Raw genomic sequence first — 22,109 nt, 5'->3', positions numbered from 1 at the left:
TAGGGGCCGGGCGCCCCTGTGCGATACGCAAAAGGACAAAACATGCTGGAAATCAAGAACCTGCACGTGCAGCTTGAAGAAGAAGACAAGCAAATCCTCAAAGGTGTAGACCTGACGGTTGAAGCTGGCAAGGTACACGCGATCATGGGGCCGAACGGCTCGGGTAAGTCGACGCTGAGCTACGTCCTGTCGGGCCGTGACGGCTATGAGGTGACCGAAGGGTCGGCCACTCTGGACGGCGAAGACTTGCTGGAGATGGAACCGGAAGAACGCGCCGCTGCGGGTGTGTTTTTGGCCTTTCAGTACCCGGTTGAGATTCCGGGCGTGGGCAATATGACCTTCCTGCGCACCGCCGTGAACGCCCAGCGCAAAGCGCGCGGTGAAGAGGAACTATCCGCTGCGGACTTTCTTAAAGAGGTACGCGCCAAGGCGAAAACCCTGAAGATCGACGCCGATATGCTGAAGCGACCGGTCAATGTGGGCTTCTCGGGCGGTGAGAAAAAGCGCAACGAAATCCTGCAGATGGCGATGCTGGAACCCAAGATGTGCATCATGGATGAGACCGACTCGGGCCTTGACGTGGATGCGATGAAGCTGGTGGCCGAAGGTGTGAACGCGCTGCGCGATGAGGGCCGCGGTTTCCTGGTCATCACCCACTATCAGCGCCTTCTGGATCACATCAAACCGGATGTCGTGCACATCATGGCAGACGGCCGTATCGTGAAAACCGGTGGGCCCGAGCTGGCGCTTGAGGTCGAAAACAACGGCTATTCCGACATTCTTGCCGAGGTGAACTGATGGCCTTGCCCGAAGTCAAACAATCCGCAACCGAGGCGCGGCTGGCCGCGCTGACCATGCCCGATGCAGGCTGCACCCGCGCGGCCCGCGAAGATGCGCTGGCGCGTGTGTTGGAAACAGGTCTGCCGGGGCGCCGCGACGAATACTGGAAATACACACAGCCCGATACTCTGGTCGCGGCAGTGGCGCTGCCTGCGGCTGTTTTTGCAGATGATGAGGCGCTGATCTTTGATGAGTTCGATAGCCTTAAGATCGTATTCATCGATGGTGTGTTCAACGCCGAAGAGTCCGATGATCTGTCGCTGGAAGGTGTCAGCATCGACCGGCTGGAAGATATTTGCTGCAAAGATATCCACTGGGCCAAGGACCTGTATGGCGTTCTGGAAGCCCGTGGTCAGGTGCCAGTACAGCGCCCTCTGGCCGCTTTGAACACGGCCTTTGCCTCGGATGGGGTAGCCATTCATGTGACCGGTAAACCGTCGAAGCCGATCAACCTGATCTATCGTCATGCATCGCCGACATCGGACGCGATCCTGCATCACGTGGTCCGCGTCGAGAGCGGGGCTGAGGTGACCATCCTGGAAACGGGCCCTGCGGCCTCGCGCTTTAACAAATGCATGGAAATCGACATTGCAGATACCGGCATCCTGCATCATGTCCGTGCGCAGGGTCGTGACCATGAACGTCGCGCGGCGACGCATATGTTCACCCGGCTGGGGCAGGAATCGGTCTACAAATCCTTCACCCTGACCGTGAACGGCGTTCTGACGCGCAATGAACAGGTCATCGAACTGACGGGCGATGATGCGGTGGCGCATGTGGCCGGGGCCTGTGTCGGGGACGGAGATTTCCACCATGATGATACGGTGTTCATCACCCATGATGCGGTGAATTGCGAAAGTCGTCAGGTGTTCAAGAAGGTGCTGCGCAACGGCGCGACCGGTGTTTTTCAGGGCAAGATCCTTGTCAAGGAAGGGGCTCAGAAAACCGACGGCTACCAGATCAGCCAATCGCTGCTGCTGGATGATGACAGTCAGTTCCTTGCGAAACCCGAGCTTGAGATCTATGCCGACGATGTGGCCTGTTCGCACGGGTCGACCTCTGGCGCGATTGACGAGACCGCGCTGTTTTACCTGCGCTCGCGCGGGGTTCCAGAGAAAGACGCGACCAACATGCTGACGCTGGCGTTTCTGGCCGAAGCCGTGGGCGAGGTTGAAGACAGCGCCCTGGCCGAGGCTTTGGTCAGCCGTCTGGAGGGGTGGCTGGCCCGCCGCAGCTGATGCCCGTGTCATCAGATATCGTTGCCACATATCGAGGGCCGGGGCGCGTTGTGCGTCGGCTTCTGGATATGGGACCGCGCGAGGACAGGGCGCTGATCTTCGTCATGGCCTTCTGCATTGTCGCCTTCATCGCGCAGATGCCCAGCCTTGCGCGCCGTGCGCATGTTGAAGGGGTCGAGCTGAATATGCTTCTGGGCGGGGCCCTGATGGGCTCGGTCTTTATTCTGCCGCTGTGTTTTTACACGATTGCACTGCTGTCGCATTGGGCGGCGCGCATGGCGGGGGGCAAAGGCACCGCTTATGGCGCTCGGCTGGCATTATTCTGGGCGTTGCTGTCCTCGGCCCCGCTGGTTTTGCTGAATGGATTGGTCGCTGGATTCATTGGTCCCGGCCCGGCATTGACCTTGATTGGGTTGATTTGGGTTGCTGTCTTTTTCTGGTTCTGGTTATCCGGTCTTAGGCAAGTGCAAAGGTCAGCAGAATGAATGTTCCTCATCTGGGTCAACTGGCGGTTCTGACAATCCAAAAACCCGCCGAAGCGGCAAAGCAGCTGTTGGCGCTGAATCCTGGGCGAGAGGTTCTTTGGCTGACCTTCTTTCTGGCGGTTGTCCTCAACTGCCTGATCCAGTTGGGCATCGATCTGTCCGTTCCCGTAGCGAATGGCGAAACCGGCCCCGTGATCGACAGCATACCTCTGGTCCTGATCCGGTCTGCGGGCGCGATGATGTTGAACATTGTTGCGTTCTTGTTCGTAGGTCGACTGTTGGGCGGTACGGCCACATTCGATGGCATGATGATCCTGACGATCTGGCTGCAATATCTGTGGATTGCCGCGCTGATCGGGACATTGATGCTGAGCCTGACAGTTCCGGTTTTCATCGCGCTGTTGTTGTTCGCCACAGCGATTCTGAGCCTCTACATCACGCTGCATTTCGTGAATGAGGCGCATCAGTTTGGCTCACTCTGGAAATCCTTTGCCGTCATGCTGCTGTCCGCTTTGGTTGCGGTTCCCTTTGTCCTGATGTTCGCCCCTGCGGCACCCGTTTAGAAAGATCGCCTCATGTATGATGTGCAGAAAATCCGCTCTGATTTTCCGATCCTGTCACGCGAGGTGAACGGAAAGCCGCTGACCTATCTGGACAACGGCGCCTCGGCGCAGAAACCTCAGGTTGTGATCGATGCGGTGGCACAGGCCTATGCGCATGAGTATTCAAACGTGCATCGTGGGCTGCACTACCTGTCGAATCTGGCGACCGAGAAATACGAGAATGTGCGCGGCACCATCGCGCGGTTTCTGGGTGTCGCCAATGAGGATGAGATCGTTCTCAACTCGGGCACCACCGAGGGGATTAACCTGGTGGCTTATGGCTGGGCCATGCCCCGGCTTGAGGCAGGGGATGAGATTGTCCTGAGCGTGATGGAGCATCACGCGAATATTGTGCCCTGGCACTTCTTGCGTGAACGGCAGGGCGTTATTCTGAAATGGGTTGATGCCGATGCAGATGGCGGGCTGGACCCTCAGGCCGTGCTGGACGCGATTGGACCAAAGACCAAACTGGTTGCAATCACGCATTGTTCCAATGTCTTGGGCACCGTGGTGGATGTCAAAGCGATCACCGAAGGCGCCCATGCCAAAGGTGTTCCAGTGCTGGTCGACGGCAGCCAAAGCGCGGTTCATATGCCGGTCAACCTTGATGAGATCGGTTGTGATTTCTATGCCATCACCGGCCACAAGCTGTACGGTCCGTCAGGATCGGGCGCGATTTTTATCAAGTCCGACCGTATGGCCGAAATGCGCCCCTTCATCGGCGGCGGTGACATGATCAAAGAGGTCAGCAAAGATCAGGTCATCTACAATGATCCGCCCATGAAATTCGAGGCTGGAACCCCTGGTATCGTGCAAACTATCGGTCTGGGCGTCGCGTTGGAATATATGATGGACCTGGGGATGGAGAACATCGCAGCCCACGAATCCCGCTTGCGGGACTATGCGATGCAACGCCTGACCGGGTTGAACTGGCTACAGGTCCAGGGCACACGCCCGGACAAGGCCGCAATCTTCAGCTTCACGCTCGATGGGGCAGGGCACGCGCATGACGTATCAACCATCCTTGACAAAAAAGGCGTTGCTGTGCGTGCCGGTCATCACTGCGCCGGTCCACTGATGGATCATCTGGGTGTAACGGCGACCTGCCGCGCAAGCTTTGGCCTCTATAACACCACCGATGAGGTCGATACGCTGATCGAAGCACTTGAACTGGCGCATGACTTGTTTGCCTGAAACGATCCCCGGTGGCGGAGATTTCCAGTTGCACCCGGATCGGATCAGGGTTAGCTAACGGCCAAGGCACCTGTAGCTCAGCTGGATAGAGCGCTGCCCTCCGAAGGCAGAGGCCAGAGGTTCGAATCCTCTCAGGTGCGCCATATCACCATGTAAATATCTGATATTAATAAACTTTATTAGATCGCATTGTCTGTCTGCGCTGATTTCTGTGCTGATCTTGCTTCGCTGACACTTGATGTTCAGGGTCAGTTTGGTCAAGTCGATACGCTAGCGGTTTGAATGAAATTCTAAACTTCTTCATCAATATCATGATGTACTAGCTTCAGTAGCTCAGCGTGCTGCGCTCTTACTTCTTCAATTACTCCAACCAGCCGCTCATTCTCTTGTGCCTGATGGGCAATCTGATCTAGCAGTGCCTGATCTTCTGAATCTTCATCTTCCGTGTCTGGCTGAATACGCGGCGGAATAAAATCTACGTCACCGCCCTTCTTGTAGAAATCAAAATACTTGGTGATGGATTTCCGCAGCGCATTGTCAACTTCGTTCTCCATGAGCTGCGGCACAGTCTTTTTTATCTCAGATAATGTATCTTCGACTCCCGTTTCCTGTATTGCCGTTTGCTGACGCTTCAGCTCATCTTCAATGACCTTGTTGAGGCGTTTCTTGTGGCGGAAGTCCTCTATGTCATTGGCAATACTCAGGACTTCGCTGGCAACACGGCCTGCATTCTTGGCGATAATTGCTAGTACTGTGGTCACAGAAGCCGCCGTCGCCAAGGTTATTATTACCGAGCCGTTAGCGGCGCCCACGACCTTCACAGATTGGGGTGTTTCGCCCACACTTAGCGCTGCTCCGCGAGCAATATCATACCAATTGGCAGTCCAGTTCTTCAGCAGCGAAACATCTTCCAAGGCTGCTCCTTCTTTGAACCTAACACGGACAAGTGGAAGCTCGCCCAAAATCAATTCATCCTCTAGCAGCTCAAGGCCAAGTTCGCTTAGCGATGCGCGAGAGTTTTTCAGCCTCTGACCGGTTTGGTTGATGTTGTTAACTGCGGCCTGAATGTCGGTCGCGGCGGAAGCAGGGTCAAAGTCGCTCGTTGTCACAGTGTCTTCAACGAACTCCACGCCGGGTTGCCCGAGATACTTCAACGTGTCCAAGTCTCGCAACAGATCAATTTCTTCGTTTGTGAGGTGCTCAAACGACATCTTTTTGAGCAAGGAAGTAAGCCCATTCAAATGGTCGCGAAGTGGTTGTTTCTGAGCCTGCCTTGCGTTGTGGTCAAGAGCTTGGTGCAGTTGCCCATAACTTGATGATATCTCGGGCAAATTATCGGAATACCAATTCGCAAGATTGATGATTTGTGAAACGTCCATAATAACCTCAACTATCGATTTTGCGAATTTAGGCACCGGAGCGCAAAAACCGCAAGTGCATGAATGCCATAGCTTCAAACCAACGTAAGCAGATCAGTTGCGAAGCTGCGTCCTAGCTCAGACGTCGAAAAGAAGTTGGCTGCATAGTTGACCGCCAAAAAGCAGACAAAACAAAACCCCCGTCAGACGATCTGCGGGGGCTTGGGACGTTCGGTTGAGAAGGGTGGGTCAGCCGCGCCAGCTTCGGACGACGCCGCAATCCATGTGGACAAAGTTCGACCGGTAGTATTGACCGACACCACCAGCACGGCAAGACATCGCGGCCTTGGCCATCTGGGATACCGAACGGGACGACAGGCGCAAATCTGCGGCCTGACCCTGCATGTGCAAGGAATTCCGGGCCACGCGGCGTGACTTTGAGCGCAGCATTGCGTTGGTCTGGGGGGAGCGGTAGCCCGACAACAGCATATAAGGCTCATTTGCATCCAGCAGATTGTGCGAGGCTGCCATGATGTCGATGGTACGCAGGTCCATGCTTTTGGATTGATCGGTGCGCCAGTCGCGCATGAAATGGTTCACTTCTTTGACAGCGTCCTTGATGTATTTGCCGTCAACCCAATATATCATGTCGATACGTTCGCCCGTGCGACCGGAATACATTCGAATGCGACGAACATCGCCGCCACCACGAAGGAATCCTGCTGCATTGGAATAGGTCGGTGCGGCTACGACCGCCGTTGCCGCGAATGCGCCCAATAGGGCACGCCGGGTCAAGCCCGATGTACTGCTCTTGGTCATTTCAGTTTCGTCCCGTACTGTATCCTGCCTGCGAACGATGTTACGTCCGCTGTCTTAATATTTCCCATCCCAGATGGCGAATTTATGGCACAAACAGATTCGAGGGCCAAGTTTTGTTTGTTTTTCAGCAGAACAAGGGGGAATTTTCGGCAGTTTTTCGCGCAACTGAGATTTTTGTCATATTTTTCGCACGACTGAGGGGTTTTGGCATCGCCGCGATGCAATCGCGCATCAGCCGCAAAAGAAGACCAAGGGTAAGGTATTTGTGAATAGACAACGACCTGTTCCCAAAATCATATTGGTTCGGCGCAATCCCATCTGTGCAAGCTATTGAATAACCAAGGGCATCCCATGTTCTCTGTATTTCGAACCAGTACCAGTATCCTTGTGACAGCCTGTTTTGCGGCAACCGCCGCGATGGCCAATACCGCCTCTGATGCGATGCAGGGGACTGCGTTTCAAATGGCAGTGGCTGAACATATGCCAACGTCAGACGATGTCGCGGTATTTTATCGGTCCAACGGCTATGCGCCGGTTTGGGTGGGTCCTTCGCAAGATCATGCCGATCGCCGCGCCGCTTTGATCGAGGCTTTGTCAAGCATTCATATGCATGGGTTGCCATCCGCAAGCTATGATGTCGACGCTCTGATGGACCAGATGCGCACCGCTCGTTCGGTGCGGGATCTTGGCGCGCTTGAAGCTGAATTGACCACCCTGTTTCTGGACTATGCCGACGATCTTTATGCCGGGGCGCTACGCCCGGCCAGCATTGATGACGGGCTGGTCCGCAAAGTTGAACGCCGCAGCCCCGAAGCGCATTTGCGACAGTTAAACGCCCAAGGGGCTGGCTATTTTGATCAGCTTGCACCCCAAACGCGTCAATACCGGTCATTGATGAAACAGAAACTGGCGTTGGAGGCTCTGCTGGATCAGGGCGGTTGGGGGCCAACTGTTCCTGTGACCAAGCTGGAATTTGGCGACGCGGGTGCGACAGTGGTCAAACTGCGCAACCGCTTGGTGACGATGGGGTATCTGAAGCCAACCGCGAGCCCGAGCTATGACGATGCCATGCTTGCTGCCGTTCGCGCCTTCCAGACCGATCATGGGTTGGAACCCGACGGGGTTGCCGGAAAGGGCACCATCTCCGAGATCAACCGCCCGGTATCAGACCGGCTAAAAGCCGTTCATGTCGCGCTGGAGCGTGAGCGGTGGTTGCCACGCGAACGCGGTGAGCGTCATATTCTTGTCAACCAGGCCGATTTCTCAGCCAAGATCGTGGATGACGGGCAAGTCACGTTTGAAACGCGCGCTGTGATCGGCAAGAATGTCCATGATCGCCGCAGCCCCGAGTTCTCGGACGAGATGGAGCATATGGTGATCAACCCCAGCTGGTATGTGCCACGCTCGATCATCACCAAGGAATATCTGCCCAAGCTGCAATCAAACCCGAATGCTGTTGGGCATATCCAGATCACAGATCGCCGTGGCCGTCAGGTCAATCGCGGAGCCGTGGATTTCACTCAGTTCACCGCGCGCAACTTCCCGTTTGCGATGCGGCAACCCCCGAGCAAGAGTAACGCGTTGGGGCTGGTGAAGTTCATGTTCCCCAATAAGTACAACATCTATCTACATGATACGCCTCAGAAATCCCTGTTCGCGCGTGAAGTGCGGGCCTTTTCGCATGGCTGCATCCGCCTGGCGCAACCGTTCGAGTTCGCCTATGCGCTGCTGGCTTTGCAGGAGGAGGATCCAAAGGCGTTCTTCCACCGTGTGCTGAACAGCGGGAAAGAGACAAAAGTTGAGTTGGATCAGAAAGTTCCAGTGCATCTGATCTACCGCACGGCTTATGTTGGCCCGAAAGGTAAGGTTCAGTATCGCCGCGACGTCTATAACCGTGATGCTAAGATTTGGACGGCACTGCAGAAGGCAGGGGTGGTCCTGCCGGACGTTCAGGGATAAGCACAAGGGCAAATCCTGCCAAAGGGAACGCCCGTCATGCAATATACCATCCAGCAAATCGCCGACAGCCTTGGTGCGGAGTGTCAGGGCGACACCGGCTTGACGATCGACAGAGCGGCCGAACCGGGCGATGCCGGACCCACGGATCTGGCTATGGCAATGTCCCCGAAATATGCCGACGCTCTGACCAGTGGTAAGGCACGCGCGGCGGTACTCTGGGAAGGCGCTGATTGGCAGGCAATGGGATTACAGGCTGCAATCTTTGTAAAACGTCCGCGTATGGCCATGGCCGGGATCACATCGATGTTGGATCGTGGGCAGGGGGTTGAGCCCGGCATTCATCCATCTGCGGTGATCGATCCAACGGCCGAGATTGGCGCGGATGTCTCAATCGGGCCTTTGACAGTTGTAGGCGCCCGCGCTCGGATCGGTGCGGGCTCGGTCATTGGTGCGCACTGTACGATTGGGATAGACGCGGTTCTTGGCGAACAGGCTTGGCTGCGTGAGATGGTCAGCATCGGCGCACGTGCGCAGATCGGTCATCGCTTTATTGCCCAACCGGGTGCGCGGATCGGTGGAGACGGCTTCAGCTTTGTCACACCTGAGGTTTCGGGCGCTGAAAACGCCCGCAAAACCATGGGTGATCAAGGCGAAGCCAAGGCGCAAAGCTGGCTGCGTATTCACTCTTTGGGCGCGGTTGAAATTGGCGATGATGTCGAGGTCGGCTCGAACTGTACCGTCGACAATGGCACGATCCGAAACACACGCATCGGCGACGGTTCGAAACTGGATAACCTTGTTCACGTGGGCCACAACACGCGCGTGGGGCGCGATTGCCTTCTATGTGGTCAAACCGGCGTTTCGGGGTCGGTTGAGATTGGCAATAACGTGGTGTTGGGTGGGCAGACCGGGGTTGTCGACAATATTTTCATCGGCGATGGCGTGATCTCGGGGGGGGGCACCAAAATTTTGTCAAATGTGCCTGCTGGGCGCGTCATCATGGGCTATCCGGGCATCAAGATGGACACCCATACCGAGATCTACAAAGCACAACGCCGGTTGCCGCGTTTGGCACGCGACGTCGAGGCACTCAAAAAGGCTGTTTCCAAACAGGCCCCGAGTGATTAAATCATCCTCAGATTGATAACCAGGGGATCGACATGAGCATCAGCGACCGCGTCATCGCAATCATTGCAGAGCAGGCCGTGCTGGAGCCATCGGATGTGACACCCGACAGCACGTTGGAGGATCTGGGCATCGACAGTCTGGGTCTGGTCGAAAGCATCTTTGCCATCGAAGAAGAGTTCGATATTTCGGTGCCCTTCAATGCCAATGAGCCCGAAGCGAATGATTTCGACATCTCGAACGTGGCCGCAATCATTGCGGGCATCGAAAAGCTTGTATCGGAAAAGGTCTGACCCGGAACAATGAAACGGGTCGTCATTACCGGGGCAGGTACTATCAATTCGCTGGGCCATTCAGTGCCCGATACGCTTGAAGCCATGCGCGAGGGGCGTTGCGGGATCTCTGAGCTGGAGTTTCGCGACGTGGATCGCCTGGCCATCAAGATCGGCGGGCAGGTGCGCGGTTTCGAGGCCGAAGGGCGCTTTAACCGCCAACAGATGTCTCTGTATGACCGATTTACACAATTCACACTGACCGCCGCGAAAGAGGCCATCGACCAATCGGGAATCGAATTCCATGGTGAATTGGCGGCCCGGTCTGGCGTGGTTCTGGGTACAGCTGGGGGTGGTGTCTCGACCTGGGATGACAATTACCGGTCGGTCTACGAGGACGGCAAGAACCGCGTGCACCCCTTTGTTGTGCCCAAGCTGATGAACAATGCCGCGGCCAGCCACGTGTCGATGGAACACAACCTCAAGGGCCCAAGCTTTACCGTTTCGACCGCCTGCGCGTCATCGAACCATGCGATGGCGCAGGCCTTCCAGATGGTGCGCAGCGGCGCAGCGCCCGCCATGGTCACCGGTGGGTCCGAATCCATGCTGTGTTTCGGCGGGGTGAAAGCCTGGGAAGGGCTGCGGGTGATGTCCAAGGATGCCTGTCGCCCATTCAGCGCCAACCGCAACGGAATGGTGCAGGGCGAAGGCGCTGGCATCTTTGTCTTCGAGGAATACGATCATGCCCGCGCACGTGGCGCCGACATCCTGTGCGAGGTCGTGGGTTTCGCCATGTCGTCCGATGCATCCGACATCGTCATGCCCAGCAAACAGGGCGCATCCCGTGCGATGGCAGGGGCCCTCGCGGATGCCAAACTGAACGCCAGCGACGTATGCTATATCAATGCTCACGGCACTGGGACGGCGGCGAATGACAAGACCGAATGCGCGGCTGTTGCCGATGTGTTCGGGCCGCATGCGGATGATCTGATGATCTCATCCACGAAGTCCATGCACGGCCACTTGATCGGTGGCACTGGAGCGGTTGAGCTGTTGGCCTGTATCATGGCACTGAGGGACGGAGTCATCGCCCCGACGATCAGCTATGAAGAACCTGATCCGGAATGCGCGCTGGATGTGGTGCCCAACGAAGCGCGCGAGGCCAAGGTTGAAGTAGCGCTCAGCAATGCTTTTGCCTTTGGAGGCTTGAACGCCGTGCTTGCGTTGAAAAAAATTCAGTAAATCAGCATCGCCGCAGTTGATGCACTGCGGCGATGGATGTTTGTCGTCTAGTTCAAGTTAACGGACAGGCCGTCGAATCCAGATGTGAAACCGGACAGAGACATCTCCATGTCCAGAATCTGATCGGGAAAGCGTGCCGGCACCAGGGAAAAGATCGCGGTGCTGCCCGATTTCATGGCGTCGATGTCGCCCTGGCTCAGCCCCAACTGAGCGACGCAACCAACAGGCACACAATGGTGGTAGTTATACAGCTTGCGCGGCGCTCCATCGATAGACAGCGCCAGTTGCGCTTGCAGTAGGGTTTCCAGCGGAACGATCACATTCGCCCAGGCGACGGCCGCGCCGCCTTCGGGCAGCTTGCCAATCGACACTTCGGCGATCGGTTCACCTTGCTCGCCGTTTAGGACCTGGACGATTGCGCATGGGTCATCGCCCTCTTGCGCTTTGAGGCAGGAGACATCCCAATCGCCGCTTTTTTCTTTGACATATTGCTCGCCGACTCGCGGGCCGGTTTCGCCCAGATCCAGACCGCTTTCTGCGTCTGTCGTGGTTGTGTCCTGCGCACTTGCCGCGCCGCAGATCAGCGCAGCGACGAGCGTATTGATCGAGAGGAGTTTCTTATTCATGAATGCCTCGGTTTGATGATTGAGTGAGTTTTTTTTCTTCCTCTAGCACCGTTCGCCACCAGTGTCAGTCTCTAAGCGTCACACAGGTTGCAAAGTGAACAATTTCTTGCCGTAAAGACAGGAATTCGAAGCAGTACTTCAAAGAAAAAGGGAGCTGGTGAAGCAGCTCCCTTCTCGAATTGGTTCTCCCCGTCGGACTGGCCGACTTATTTATGCGCAAACGTTACGAGAGGGGCGCGCAGCGGTCAACAGCTAACCTGAATTTTTAATATACTCCTTAGTTCACTTTTAATCGGACCAAACGAGTAAAAAAGCCGTGCCCGAAGGCACGGCCAGTCGACAGGGAGGAAGTGCGGCTTTGCAGCTGGCACCACAAAGCGCGCAAATTGACTATCGCAGTCAAAGGTTAACTTTGTATGCTGGCCCCAGAGCGATGGACATTAAGGCAGTGAAAACATGGGCGAAGATATTTTTCTGGGCGGTGGCGGGACCGAGTATGGGCAGCCACAAGGGCTGACGTTGAAATATGCAAACCGGCATGGCCTGATTGCCGGGGCAACTGGAACCGGCAAAACTGTGACGCTTCAGATTCTTGCCGAAGGATTTTCCAAGGCGGGTGTTCCGGTGTTCCTGTCCGATGTCAAAGGTGATTTGTCCGGCCTGGCGCTGCCCGGCAGCGAAACTCATAAGTTGCATCAAGCGTTCATGGATCGCGCCAAGCGGATCGGGTTCTCCGATTTCACCTATGGTGCCTGTCCGGTCACCTTCTGGGATCTATTCGGAGAGCAGGGCCATCCCGTGCGCACAACCGTGACCGAGATGGGCCCGCTGCTGCTGTCGCGGCTGATGGAACTCAGCGAGGCGCAGGAGGGTATCCTGAACATCGCCTTTCGGGTGGCGGACGAAGAAGGAATGCCGCTTCTGGACCTCAAGGATCTGCAGGCGCTGCTCGTCTGGATTGGTGAAAACCGTGCACAGCTGTCGTTGCGCTATGGCAATGTCTCGACCTCGTCCATCGGGGCGATCCAACGGCGGTTGCTGGTGCTGGAAAACCAGGGCGGAACGCGGCTGTTTGGCGAACCTGCTTTGGATTTGTCGGACCTGATGCGCACGGATGACGACGGGCATGGCATGGTGAACATACTTGCTTCGGACAAGCTGATGGGGTCTCCGCGCCTCTATGCAACTTTCCTGTTGTGGCTGCTGAGTGAACTGTTTGAAGAGCTGCCCGAGGTTGGTGATCCTGAGAAACCCAAGTTGGTGTTTTTCTTCGATGAGGCGCATCTGCTGTTTGATGATGCGCCCAAGGTTCTGGTCGACAAGGTCGAACAGGTCGCGCGCCTGATCCGGTCCAAAGGCGTTGGCGTCTATTTCATCACACAAAACCCGGCTGATATTCCCGAGGACATTCTGGGCCAGTTGGGAAACCGCGTTCAGCATGCGCTGCGCGCCTTCACAGCGCGGGATCGCAAAAACCTGCGCCTTGCAGCCGAGACCTATCGCGAAAATCCGGCCTTCGATACCGAAGCCGCAATCCGAGAGGTCGGTGTGGGTGAGGCCGTTACATCAATGCTGCAAAAGAAAGGGGTGCCAGGGATGGTCGAGCGGACATTGATCCGCCCGCCGGGGTCTCAGCTTGGGCCAATTACCAAGGCAGAGCGTCAAACGGCGATGTCCGCATCCGCGATGTCGGCAAAATATGACACGCCGGTCGATCGGAAGTCGGCCTTTGAAATCCTTCAAACTCGCGCCGAAACCGCCGCCAAAGAGGCAGAAGCCGCCGAAGCTGATGAGGTGGTGGAGATGCAATCCGCGATGGAGCGAGAGTTTGCCTCGGCCCGGCGATATTCCGGCAGCCGCGTTGGGCGATCTTCCTCGCGCGTGACGCGCAAGAAAGACACGTTTGCCACGGCCATGGGTGAAGCTGTGATCAAAGAGCTTAAAGGCACCACTGGCCGCCGTATCGTGCGCGGTATTCTTGGGGGCCTGTTCCGGAACAGATAAGGCCTTCGAATTCACCAGACAAATATGAGTTGCACGTGCCCCGCGGATGCCGTCGGCGCGGCGGGGCATTCGTGTTTCTCGGCAACTAAGATGGTTTACTTGCCGATGCGACGCAGGCCTTCCTGCTGGCAAATGGCATCCGCTTCGGGCACCGACATCTTGGTAGCCGGGAAATCGATTGCGCGATCCCAAGTCACGCGATCTTGGCGATACAGCTGGCAGGTCACAACGCCTTTGGGGCTCTGTACCTGGACGGGTGTCGTTTCCAAGTCTTTTGGTGATGGAATACAGGCCGCGACTGTCGCAACAAAAGGCAAGAAGACGATAGATTTGGTGAGCGGGTTTTTCATAGTCGTGCTACTCTTTAGAGTGGTTTACTGGCCATTTGCGGACCGGATGAGCGGTGTGAGTGAGCGTCAACAAAACGAACAGTTTCAGTTACTGGTAATGGTAGGCTGGTTTAGTCAAAAAACCTTTAAGAAACAAGACGCCGCGCCGGTTCCTGCCGACGCGGCCATCTGATTTAAGAGGATTTCGGCCTATTTCTCGGGGATCAGCCCTCTTGGGCTGAATCTGAGAACAATCAGCAGGATCAGGCCCATCGTAAACAGCCGCATATGGGCGGCGCTATCGATCAGATGTGTCTTCAGCGCGCTGCCATCAGCCATTCCACTGGTGATCAGGTTCATCAGCCAAAGGCCCATCGGTTCAACCTGAACCCAAAGAAACCAGATCAGGAAGGCGCCAAGAACAGCACCGAAGTTGTTGCCGGACCCACCGACGATAACCATAACCCAAACCAGGAACGTAAAGCGCAAGGGGTTATAAGTGCCGGGGGTAAGCTGCCCATCCAGCGTGGTCATCATAGCACCCGCGATGCCGCAGATCGCGGACCCCAGCACAAAGATTTGCAGATGGCGGCGCGTGACATCCTTGCCCATCGCTTCGGCTGCGACCTCATTGTCACGAATGGCGCGCATCATGCGGCCCCACGGGCTTTTGAGTGCCATTTGCGCCATCCAGAGCAGGACCAGAAGAACGATCAGGAACAGTAGTGAATAGCCCAGTTTAACGGACAAAGTAGATGCAACTACGGGGTCAATCCCAAGCCAATCTGCCCGCGCGATAAACGCAGGATCTTGTTGCAAATCGACCTCGTATCCGACGACAGGTGAGGGGCGCGGGATGCCGTAGACGTTTTTTACGCCACGGGCCAGCCAGTCTTCGTTCTTCATCACTGCGATGATGATCTCAGCAATGCCAAGCGTGGCAATGGCCAGATAGTCCGAGCGCAGCCCCAGCGCGGTTTTCCCGATCAACCAGGCAGCACCAGCTGCCAGCAAACCTCCGGCAGGCCAGGCCAGCAGAACGGGCAGATTCAGCCCGCCGATATTGCCTGCGACGGCAGGGTTAATCGCCTCGATCGTTGCGACATTTGGATCAAAGATCGCACGGTAGACAAAGAAACCGACGATCAGAATGCCGATGATGGCTAAGGTCTGCGCGCGCCCCTTTGGCATCTTCTGCGCAACCATTACGGCGGCGACCACCGTAGCCGCCCCCAGCAACAGCGCAAGGATGACACCATAGCCACCACCCGACCATGCGCCGGGTGTTGGAGGGGTCGAGACCAGCACAACCGCCAGGCCACCCAGCGCGACAAAGCCCATGACACCAACATTGAAGAGGCCAGCAAAGCCCCATTGCAGGTTCACCCCGATCGACATGATGGCCGAGATTAGCCCCATGTTCAGGATCAGGATCGCCGCATTCCAGCTTTGTGTGAACCCGGTCAGCAGGATCAGCGCGCCAACGACTATGAAGAGCAGGGTGTTTTTGACGGGCTCGCTCATATCACTTTCCCCTTGAACAGGCCCGTGGGCTTGAACAGCAGCACGATCAGCAGGATCGCAAAGCTGACGGCGAATTTGTAATCAGTCGACAGGAATTGCACCAGTCCAGAAGGGGCAAGGCTTTCCGGCGCCACATATGTCAGCACCTTTTTCCACGCATAGGTGATCGTCACCTCGGAAAACGCGATGATGAAGCCGCCCGCGATGGCGCCCAATGGGTTGCCTAGGCCGCCTACAATGGCCGAAGCAAAGATGGGCAGCAAAAGCTGGAAATAGACAAAGGGCTTGAAACTCTTGTCGAGGCCGTAAAGCACCCCAGCGGTGGTCGCCAATGCGGCCACGATAATCCAAGTGATCATCACCACACGCTCGGGGTTGATGCCAGACAGCAACGCCAAGTCTTCGTTGTCTGAATAGGCGCGCATCGACTTACCCGTGCGGGTTTTGTTCAGGAACCAGAACAGCAAAGCCACGGCCAGAACGGCGACGATCACGGTGATCCCCTGAGAGGTCTTGATTGCCAGCCCCTCACGCAGCCCGGTCATAGCCTTAAAATCCCGTGCCGAGACGATAAAGCGCGCACCGTCCGAAAACCTTTGATCATCCGGCCCGATGATAAAGCGCACAAGTCCATTCATGATGAACATCACGCCCATCGAGACGATCACCAATATGACCGGTTTGGCCTTTTGCGCACGATAGAAACGATAGACCAGCCGATCTGTGATCAACACCAGAATGATACAGCCAAAAATGGCAAAGGGCAGGGCCAGTAGCGCTGTCGGCAGCGGACCGAAACTGACACCGGCCGCCTGCAACGCCCATGTGACCAGAACGGCGATCATCGCGCCAAAGGCCATGGTGTCGCCATGGGCAAAATTCGAGAACCGCAGGATGCCGTAGATCAGCGTCACCCCCAACGCGCCCAGCGCCAATTGGCTGCCATAGGCAATCGCGGGCACGATCACAAAATTCGAAAGCGCCACTAGCGCGTTTAACAGGTCCATATTCATTCCCTCTGACCGGGTGCGGCCTTATGGCACGACGCCATCGCAGGACACAACACAAGAGGGCGGTTTTCTAGCCTGTTCCGCCGTTATTTTCAGGCGTTTCCACCCTGCATGTGGAAATTCCAGCGCAGGGTGGAATGGATCATGGCTGTTTCCGCGAATCCACAAGCCAGGCATCAGGCAATAAGCGAGCGGGCCATGTGATACATATATGAGCGTAGAAATGTATCATATTGATACATATGGATAAAAGCTCAGGCGTCAACCTCGGTGCAAGATCCGCGGTCGGTGCCTGCATTTGGGCCTTTGATCGAAAGGTCATAGCTCATATCGTCCAGATTGACGACAAAGGTCATCACTTCCTGGCCTTCGATGTAAAGAAAGGTCAAATTGCCGACCCCCTTCAACACGACCACGTCTCCCGCTGTTGTACCAGTGGTGATCTCGCCCTTATCCCCGTCTGCGAAACGGTCGAGCCGTACTTCGCTGCCGTCCCGATCCGAGACACAGACAAAGTTACGTTCCTCCGCAGTTGCGGCTGTCGCGCAAAGGGTGGTTACGGCCACCCACATCCATTTTTTCATTTTAGGGTCCTGAATAGAGTTTTTATCCAGAAGGTTCGCTGATTTCACGGGGCTGGATTTGCATACCCGCGAAAGTGTTTCCTTCTCAGAGCCCGCGCTAATTACAGAATGTGACCGGATTACAGCCGACGCGTGGAATTGTTGGGATGGTGATCGAGGATTTGAGACTGTTGGATACCGAGATCAATCTGCATGTTCTGCGAGATTGGTGACTTCAGTCGATTTCGTGAACAAGAAAGAAGTTAGAGAGCGTCACAAGAACGTCGAGGAAATCCATTAGTTCAAACCCCCACGAATGGCGCTGCAAATAATTTTTGTCATTCGATTAGACAGAGACGCATTGCGACCCCAGTTACTTATCGCAATGAGGTTCATACCAAACGCATCAGCAATTTCACCGTTGGGCACGATAACGGTAGAATAGTCGGGTTTAGGATTTTGTTTGATGTATGTTTCGGCCTGAGCGTAATTTTCAAAGTACCCGAGTTTTATACGTCGATCTTCATTTCCTTCCAGAAAATAGTCGTTGTTCTCACGGCTCAAAACAAACGAAGAAAGCGGCAAACTTGCCCGCACGCACACTTGTTTTTCACACGCAGCGTACATGCTGCAATTTGCCGGGAATCCAGATTGGTCCCAAGCTGCCCAAAGAACGGATGCTTGGAGCATACAAGCCATTGGTAATGCGATAAAAAACCTCATCTTCACCCCCCCAAGAAACTCTTGCGAACCTCAGGATCAGCCAGCAGTTCCTTGCCTGTTCCGGTATAGGCGTTCCGCCCCTGCACCAGAACATACCCTTTGTCGGCAATCTCCAGTGCCTGACGGGCGTTCTGTTCGACCATCAGGATCGGCAGGCCGGTGCGGGAAACCTCGATGATCCGGTCGAACAGCTCATCCATCACGATGGGTGAGACGCCAGCGGTGGGTTCGTCCAGCATCAGCACCTTGGGCTGGGTCATCAAAGCGCGTCCAACAGCGACCTGTTGGCGTTGACCACCCGACAGCTCTCCGGCGGCTTGGTTCCGTTTGTCGCGCAGAATAGGGAAGAGGTCATAGACCTGCTCCATGGTCTCGCTGATGTCGTCGCGGCGAATAAATGCCCCCATCTCGAGATTTTCTTCCACCGTCATCGAGGTGAAGATATTCGAGGTCTGGGGAACAAATCCCATGCCGCGTATGACGCGATCCTGCGGGGTGAGGTTGGTGATGTCCTCACCATCCAAGCGCACAGAACCGGACCGAACGTCCAACATACCGAACACAGCTTTCATCGCCGTCGACTTACCCGCGCCATTGGGGCCGACGATGACCGCAATCTCCCCCTTGTCGACCGCGATGGTGCAGTCATGCAGGATGTCCGGCCCTTTGCCGTAGCCACCGGTCATGGTGTCGCCGATCAGAAAGGGGCCGCCTTCGACCTTGCGCGTTTCGCCGCTTTTCGTGCGCGCGGGCATCATGGTGCCAACGCCATGGGTGTTGGTGATCGAGGCATCCTTGTTGCCCTTATCGTCCTGGTAGGGATTGTCGCTTCTGCCAGCGGTCATGTTTGGGCCTCCAGCTTGTCTTTGTTCTTCAGGCCGGTGCCCAGATAAGCTTCGATCACATGCTCATTGGCCTTGATCTCATCCAGAGTTCCTTGGGCCAGAACCTTACCCTCGGCCATACAAATGACCGGGTCACAGATCTTGCCGATGAAATCCATGTCATGTTCGATGACCACGAAAGTATAGCCGCGCTCCTTGTTCAGGCGCAGGATCGTGTCGGCGATTGTCATCAGAAGTGTGCGGTTCACGCCCGCGCCGACCTCGTCCAGAAATACGATCTTGGCGTCCACCATCATGGTGCGTCCAAGCTCCAGCAGTTTCTTCTGACCACCCGAAACCTGACCCGCCTTGTGGTCGGCCAGATGTTCGATGGTCAGAAACTCCAAAACTTCGTCGGCCTTAGCCTTCAATGCCCGTTCTTCATCCGCGATCCGCTTGCGCCCGAACCAAGTGTTCCACAGCGATTCCCCTGCCTGGGCGCCGGGCACCATCATCAGGTTCTCGCGGCAGGTCATGGATGAGAATTCATGCGCAATCTGGAAGGTGCGCAGCAAGCCTTTGTGGAACAGATCATGCGGAGGAAGTCCGGTGATATCCTCGTCATCCATGAACACACGACCTGAGGTCGGGGCCAAAACCCCTGCAATTACATTGAACAGCGTCGTTTTTCCGGCCCCGTTCGGCCCGATCAGGCCGGTGATCGAACCCTTTTGGATTTCCAGCGATGCCCCATCCACCGCGTGAAACCCGCCGAAATGCTTGTGCACGTCATCGACGACGATCATCTTTTCCCCCAGCTGCCGGTCCTGGCATTCTTGTCACGCCCCCGTTTTTCGGGGTGCGGCCTTTTTTCATTGAAACAGCCCGGACACAAGGTCCGGGCTGTTTGATTTTAACACGATGTCCGAAAGATCAACGGAAGTTGACGGTTTTGTTCTCGCCGTCGGTCACTTCGATCTCGCGATACGAACCCGCGCTTTCACCGGGGCCGATCAGCTCAACACCCGATGCGCCGACATAGTCGATCTCCTGACCAGCAGCCAGCAGCTCCAGGCCTTTCGCCAGCTCACCGGGATAGATTTTCTCACCCGGAGCGTTGGCAACATCCATGATCTTCGCGCCATAGTCCGCCGGGCTGGTCGAGCCTGCAGCCTGCATCGCCAGCATGAACAGAGCAGCGGCGTCATACGACTCGGGCGAGTACGGCGACGAGCCGTCAAAGCCTGCAGCTTCGGCCATGGCAAAGTATTTCTCGGCGCCTTCGCCACCCGAACCGGCGATCTGACCGAACGAGCCGTTCAGGTCCGGACCGACATTCGCAGGCAGCGAGTCACCAATCATGCCGCCCGGCAGACCGAACGTGTCAAACGCGCCGCTGTCCAGAGCCGACTGGATGATGCCCAGACCGCCCTGATCCAGATAACCCGCAACGACCAGAATGTCGCCACCGGCCGAGGCCAGCGCGCCAACTTCAGCCGAGTAGTCGGCCTTGCCGTCTTCGTGCGCTGCGACGATGGTTACTTCGCCACCAGAAGCCTCGAACGAGGACTGGATCGCGTCCGCCAGACCTTTGCCGTAGTCATTGTTGGTGTAGGTCAGAGCGATCGAGCTGATGCCGCGATCGTTCAGGATGTCCGCCATCACCTGACCTTCACGCGCATCCGACGGCGCGGTGCGGAAGAACAACCCGTTGTCTTCCATGGTCGACAGACCAGGCGAAGTGGCCGATGGCGAGATCATCACCATGCCGTTCGGAATCGCGACGTTCTGCAGGATCGCGCCGGTTACGCCCGAGCAGTCACCGCCGATAATGCCACTGACGCCATCTGCGATGAAACGCTCACCATTCGAGGTGGCCAGACCGTTGTCGATACAGCCGGTATCGGCACGGGTGCCAACAACCGTCGCGCCATCCAGCAGCTTGCCCGACTCGGTGACTTCGGCAATTGCCATTTCGGCACCCGAGCCCATGGCCGGGGCCAGCGATTCAATTGGGCCGGTGAAGCCGAACAGAATGCCCAGTTTGACATCCTCGGCCATGGCCGTGCCCGCCAGCAAGGCGGTTGCTGCGGTTGCTGTAAGCAGCTTTTTCATGAAGTTACTCCCTGATTTGGTATTCAAACTGGGCACGACCCTAGGCAAGCTGTTCGCAAAAGAAAAGTCCCTAGAAACGCCTGCTTTTTATCTAAGCGCACCTATCTATTGAGGGTATCGGCCTCCAATGGTCGCACAACCCATATCTGCGGAGGTTCTTTATGTTCCGGCTTATTGCTTTTGTTCTGTTGATCTGCGCAGGTGGCGCGTCCTTTGCCGGAGTGCTGCAAACCAAAGAGGGCCCGGTTCAGGCCACACAGATGCTGGCTGGGTTGGACACGCCTTGGGGCCTGGGTCTTCTGCCTGATGGCAGCTTTCTGGTGACCGAGCGGGACGGAGAGCTGATCTATGTATCGGATGGCGAAACCAACCGCGTATCAGGCGTTCCGAAGGTGGCCGCTGCCGGGCAGGGCGGGTTACTGGACATTACCATCCCTCGTGACTTCAGTCAGAGCCGCGAGGTCTTTTTGACGTTTTCCAAACCTCAAGCGGGCGGGGCTGGCACCGCCTTGGCTGTTGCGCGCCTATCAGAAAATGGCAAACGCCTGACCAACCTGCGTGTCTTGTTCGAGGCCGAGCCAGGCGGCTCGGGCGGTCGCCACTTCGGATCACGCGTGGTTGAGGCGCAGGATGGAACGCTGTTCGTAACGATCGGCGACCGGGGGGATCGGCCTTCAGCACAGGATACAAGCAATCACATGGGCTCGGTCATCCGTATCAACCGCGATGGGACGGTTCCGGCCGATAACCCCTTTATCGGGCAGTCTGGTATTCGGCCCGAAATCTGGTCTTTTGGCCACAGGAACCCGCAAGGGGCCGGTCTGGATGCAAATGGTACGCTTTGGGTTTCAGAACATGGAGCACGGGGCGGAGATGAAGTGAACCAAGCGCAGCCGGGCAAAAACTATGGCTGGCCGATTATTTCCTATGGCACGCATTACTCGGGCGAGGAAATAGGCGAGGGCACGTCAAAGCCCGGCCTCGAACAGCCGGAATTTTACTGGGATCCTTCCATCGCGCCCTCGGGCCTTTTGGTCTATTCCGGTGATTTGTTTCCAGGATGGCGCGGAGACATATTCGTCGGTTCGCTCAAATTCGACTACATCGCGCGACTATCCGGATCGCCCTTGCGCGAAGTCGAGCAGATCAAGGGGCCGGAAACAGAACGTGTCCGTGATATTGTGCAGGCACCAGATGGATCAATCTGGTTCATTTCAGTGGGGCAGGGCGCTGTCTATCGTTTGAAACCCGGATAAG

22 protein-coding genes and 1 tRNA gene are annotated in these 22,109 nt (G+C 56.3%); 12 read left to right on the top strand and 11 right to left on the bottom strand.

What is annotated here, in order from left to right:
• Positions 1-42 precede the first annotated feature (42 nt).
• From sufC to ACR0EL_RS03965, 6 genes are all read left to right on the top strand, one after another.
• On the top strand, positions 43-798 hold the full coding sequence (sufC, locus tag ACR0EL_RS03990; RefSeq protein ID WP_480498370.1) for a Fe-S cluster assembly ATPase SufC: 756 nt from the start codon (positions 43-45) through the stop codon (positions 796-798).
• Positions 798-2,078 carry a SufB/SufD family protein gene (locus ACR0EL_RS03985; protein ID WP_480498368.1) on the top strand — a complete coding sequence of 427 codons (1,281 nt, stop codon included), beginning with the start codon at positions 798-800 and terminating at the stop codon, positions 2,076-2,078. The genes sufC and ACR0EL_RS03985 overlap by 1 nt, the downstream gene beginning before the upstream one ends.
• Complete coding sequence (locus ACR0EL_RS03980) at positions 2,078-2,563, top strand: YIP1 family protein (RefSeq protein WP_480498365.1); 486 nt, start codon at positions 2,078-2,080, stop codon at positions 2,561-2,563. Before ACR0EL_RS03985 ends, ACR0EL_RS03980 begins: the two co-directional genes overlap by 1 nt.
• On the top strand, positions 2,560-3,126 hold the full coding sequence (locus tag ACR0EL_RS03975; protein WP_480498363.1) for a YIP1 family protein: 567 nt from the start codon (positions 2,560-2,562) through the stop codon (positions 3,124-3,126). Before ACR0EL_RS03980 ends, ACR0EL_RS03975 begins: the two co-directional genes overlap by 4 nt.
• A 12-nt stretch (positions 3,127-3,138) precedes the next feature.
• On the top strand, positions 3,139-4,359 hold the full coding sequence (locus tag ACR0EL_RS03970; RefSeq protein ID WP_480498361.1) for a cysteine desulfurase: 1,221 nt from the start codon (positions 3,139-3,141) through the stop codon (positions 4,357-4,359).
• 66 nt (positions 4,360-4,425) lie between these two features.
• Positions 4,426-4,502 (top strand) — tRNA-Arg (locus tag ACR0EL_RS03965).
• 147 nt (positions 4,503-4,649) lie between these two features.
• On the opposite strand, the gene ACR0EL_RS03960 is transcribed toward ACR0EL_RS03965, so the two are convergent.
• Together ACR0EL_RS03960 and mepK are read right to left on the bottom strand one after the other, a co-directional pair.
• The gene (locus tag ACR0EL_RS03960; protein ID WP_480498359.1) at positions 4,650-5,738 is read right to left on the bottom strand and encodes a glutathione S-transferase family protein; all 1,089 of its coding nucleotides are present in this window, start codon (positions 5,736-5,738) and stop codon (positions 4,650-4,652) included.
• Positions 5,739-5,966: 228 nt separating this feature from the next.
• Complete coding sequence (gene mepK / locus ACR0EL_RS03955) at positions 5,967-6,536, bottom strand: peptidoglycan L,D-endopeptidase MepK (RefSeq protein WP_170536679.1); 570 nt, start codon at positions 6,534-6,536, stop codon at positions 5,967-5,969.
• Between the two features lie 351 nt (positions 6,537-6,887).
• Between mepK and ACR0EL_RS03950 the strand changes: the two genes are divergently transcribed.
• Genes ACR0EL_RS03950 through ACR0EL_RS03935 form a run of 4 tightly spaced genes read left to right on the top strand, consistent with a single transcriptional unit; the run spans position 6,888 to position 11,134 of the window.
• Positions 6,888-8,495, top strand: coding sequence for a L,D-transpeptidase family protein (locus ACR0EL_RS03950; RefSeq protein WP_480498357.1), 1,608 nt, complete (start codon positions 6,888-6,890; stop codon positions 8,493-8,495).
• Between the two features lie 36 nt (positions 8,496-8,531).
• On the top strand, positions 8,532-9,623 hold the full coding sequence (lpxD, locus tag ACR0EL_RS03945) for a UDP-3-O-(3-hydroxymyristoyl)glucosamine N-acyltransferase (RefSeq protein ID WP_480498355.1): 1,092 nt from the start codon (positions 8,532-8,534) through the stop codon (positions 9,621-9,623).
• A gap of 32 nt (positions 9,624-9,655) precedes the next feature.
• Positions 9,656-9,913 (top strand): acyl carrier protein, encoded by a 258-nt coding sequence (locus ACR0EL_RS03940; protein ID WP_170536685.1) that lies wholly within the window; start codon positions 9,656-9,658, stop codon positions 9,911-9,913.
• Between the two features lie 9 nt (positions 9,914-9,922).
• Entirely contained in the window at positions 9,923-11,134 is a 1,212-nt protein-coding gene (locus tag ACR0EL_RS03935; RefSeq protein WP_480498352.1) for a beta-ketoacyl-[acyl-carrier-protein] synthase family protein, read from the top strand.
• Between the two features lie 47 nt (positions 11,135-11,181).
• Here ACR0EL_RS03935 and ACR0EL_RS03930 read toward each other — a convergent pair whose 3' ends face one another.
• Complete coding sequence (locus ACR0EL_RS03930; RefSeq protein WP_353007660.1) at positions 11,182-11,760, bottom strand: invasion associated locus B family protein; 579 nt, start codon at positions 11,758-11,760, stop codon at positions 11,182-11,184.
• 456 nt (positions 11,761-12,216) lie between these two features.
• Here ACR0EL_RS03930 and ACR0EL_RS03925 point away from each other — a divergent pair, with 456 nt between their 5' ends.
• Positions 12,217-13,764, top strand: coding sequence for a helicase HerA-like domain-containing protein (locus ACR0EL_RS03925; RefSeq protein ID WP_480498350.1), 1,548 nt, complete (start codon positions 12,217-12,219; stop codon positions 13,762-13,764).
• 95 nt (positions 13,765-13,859) lie between these two features.
• Here the strand turns inward: ACR0EL_RS03925 and ACR0EL_RS03920 are convergent, their stop codons facing one another.
• The 8 genes from ACR0EL_RS03920 to ACR0EL_RS03885 all read right to left on the bottom strand — a co-directional run bounded on the left by ACR0EL_RS03920 (position 13,860) and on the right by ACR0EL_RS03885 (position 20,852).
• Positions 13,860-14,114 carry a hypothetical protein gene (locus tag ACR0EL_RS03920; RefSeq protein ID WP_480498348.1) on the bottom strand — a complete coding sequence of 85 codons (255 nt, stop codon included), beginning with the start codon at positions 14,112-14,114 and terminating at the stop codon, positions 13,860-13,862.
• Positions 14,115-14,303: 189 nt separating this feature from the next.
• Entirely contained in the window at positions 14,304-15,617 is a 1,314-nt protein-coding gene (locus tag ACR0EL_RS03915) for a branched-chain amino acid ABC transporter permease (protein WP_480498346.1), read from the bottom strand.
• Positions 15,614-16,624: a branched-chain amino acid ABC transporter permease gene (locus ACR0EL_RS03910; RefSeq protein WP_480498344.1), complete on the bottom strand. Its 1,011-nt coding sequence runs from the start codon at positions 16,622-16,624 to the stop codon at positions 15,614-15,616. Before ACR0EL_RS03910 ends, ACR0EL_RS03915 begins: the two co-directional genes overlap by 4 nt.
• Before the next feature lie 257 nt (positions 16,625-16,881).
• Positions 16,882-17,211 carry a hypothetical protein gene (locus ACR0EL_RS03905; RefSeq protein ID WP_353007647.1) on the bottom strand — a complete coding sequence of 110 codons (330 nt, stop codon included), beginning with the start codon at positions 17,209-17,211 and terminating at the stop codon, positions 16,882-16,884.
• A gap of 276 nt (positions 17,212-17,487) precedes the next feature.
• Positions 17,488-17,913 carry a hypothetical protein gene (locus ACR0EL_RS03900; RefSeq protein ID WP_480498342.1) on the bottom strand — a complete coding sequence of 142 codons (426 nt, stop codon included), beginning with the start codon at positions 17,911-17,913 and terminating at the stop codon, positions 17,488-17,490.
• A 2-nt stretch (positions 17,914-17,915) separates the two neighbouring features.
• Complete coding sequence (locus tag ACR0EL_RS03895; protein WP_480498340.1) at positions 17,916-18,758, bottom strand: ABC transporter ATP-binding protein; 843 nt, start codon at positions 18,756-18,758, stop codon at positions 17,916-17,918.
• Positions 18,755-19,543, bottom strand: coding sequence for an ABC transporter ATP-binding protein (locus tag ACR0EL_RS03890; RefSeq protein ID WP_480498338.1), 789 nt, complete (start codon positions 19,541-19,543; stop codon positions 18,755-18,757). Before ACR0EL_RS03890 ends, ACR0EL_RS03895 begins: the two co-directional genes overlap by 4 nt.
• A 127-nt stretch (positions 19,544-19,670) precedes the next feature.
• On the bottom strand, positions 19,671-20,852 hold the full coding sequence (locus ACR0EL_RS03885) for an ABC transporter substrate-binding protein (RefSeq protein ID WP_480498336.1): 1,182 nt from the start codon (positions 20,850-20,852) through the stop codon (positions 19,671-19,673).
• Between the two features lie 161 nt (positions 20,853-21,013).
• Between ACR0EL_RS03885 and ACR0EL_RS03880 the strand changes: the two genes are divergently transcribed.
• The gene (locus ACR0EL_RS03880) at positions 21,014-22,108 is read left to right on the top strand and encodes a PQQ-dependent sugar dehydrogenase (RefSeq protein WP_480498334.1); all 1,095 of its coding nucleotides are present in this window, start codon (positions 21,014-21,016) and stop codon (positions 22,106-22,108) included.
• Position 22,109 lies beyond the last annotated feature (1 nt).

It is taken from the genome of Ruegeria sp. AH12 (genome assembly GCF_056541465.1).
Note: the sequence above shows the minus strand (reverse complement) of the source record. Positions and strands in the feature narration are given on the sequence as shown.

Coding starts and splice junctions, on each gene's coding strand:
- sufC (WP_480498370.1), top strand. CDS start 43: ATGCTGGAAATCAAGAACCTGCACGTGCAGCTTGAAGAAGAAGACAAG.
- ACR0EL_RS03985 (WP_480498368.1), top strand. CDS start 798: ATGGCCTTGCCCGAAGTCAAACAATCCGCAACCGAGGCGCGGCTGGCC.
- ACR0EL_RS03980 (WP_480498365.1), top strand. CDS start 2,078: ATGCCCGTGTCATCAGATATCGTTGCCACATATCGAGGGCCGGGGCGC.
- ACR0EL_RS03975 (WP_480498363.1), top strand. CDS start 2,560: ATGAATGTTCCTCATCTGGGTCAACTGGCGGTTCTGACAATCCAAAAA.
- ACR0EL_RS03970 (WP_480498361.1), top strand. CDS start 3,139: ATGTATGATGTGCAGAAAATCCGCTCTGATTTTCCGATCCTGTCACGC.
- ACR0EL_RS03960 (WP_480498359.1), bottom strand. CDS start 5,738: ATGGACGTTTCACAAATCATCAATCTTGCGAATTGGTATTCCGATAAT.
- mepK (WP_170536679.1), bottom strand. CDS start 6,536: ATGACCAAGAGCAGTACATCGGGCTTGACCCGGCGTGCCCTATTGGGC.
- ACR0EL_RS03950 (WP_480498357.1), top strand. CDS start 6,888: ATGTTCTCTGTATTTCGAACCAGTACCAGTATCCTTGTGACAGCCTGT.
- lpxD (WP_480498355.1), top strand. CDS start 8,532: ATGCAATATACCATCCAGCAAATCGCCGACAGCCTTGGTGCGGAGTGT.
- ACR0EL_RS03940 (WP_170536685.1), top strand. CDS start 9,656: ATGAGCATCAGCGACCGCGTCATCGCAATCATTGCAGAGCAGGCCGTG.
- ACR0EL_RS03935 (WP_480498352.1), top strand. CDS start 9,923: ATGAAACGGGTCGTCATTACCGGGGCAGGTACTATCAATTCGCTGGGC.
- ACR0EL_RS03930 (WP_353007660.1), bottom strand. CDS start 11,760: ATGAATAAGAAACTCCTCTCGATCAATACGCTCGTCGCTGCGCTGATC.
- ACR0EL_RS03925 (WP_480498350.1), top strand. CDS start 12,217: ATGGGCGAAGATATTTTTCTGGGCGGTGGCGGGACCGAGTATGGGCAG.
- ACR0EL_RS03920 (WP_480498348.1), bottom strand. CDS start 14,114: ATGAAAAACCCGCTCACCAAATCTATCGTCTTCTTGCCTTTTGTTGCG.
- ACR0EL_RS03915 (WP_480498346.1), bottom strand. CDS start 15,617: ATGAGCGAGCCCGTCAAAAACACCCTGCTCTTCATAGTCGTTGGCGCG.
- ACR0EL_RS03910 (WP_480498344.1), bottom strand. CDS start 16,624: ATGGACCTGTTAAACGCGCTAGTGGCGCTTTCGAATTTTGTGATCGTG.
- ACR0EL_RS03905 (WP_353007647.1), bottom strand. CDS start 17,211: ATGAAAAAATGGATGTGGGTGGCCGTAACCACCCTTTGCGCGACAGCC.
- ACR0EL_RS03900 (WP_480498342.1), bottom strand. CDS start 17,913: ATGAGGTTTTTTATCGCATTACCAATGGCTTGTATGCTCCAAGCATCC.
- ACR0EL_RS03895 (WP_480498340.1), bottom strand. CDS start 18,758: ATGACCGCTGGCAGAAGCGACAATCCCTACCAGGACGATAAGGGCAAC.
- ACR0EL_RS03890 (WP_480498338.1), bottom strand. CDS start 19,543: ATGATCGTCGTCGATGACGTGCACAAGCATTTCGGCGGGTTTCACGCG.
- ACR0EL_RS03885 (WP_480498336.1), bottom strand. CDS start 20,852: ATGAAAAAGCTGCTTACAGCAACCGCAGCAACCGCCTTGCTGGCGGGC.
- ACR0EL_RS03880 (WP_480498334.1), top strand. CDS start 21,014: ATGTTCCGGCTTATTGCTTTTGTTCTGTTGATCTGCGCAGGTGGCGCG.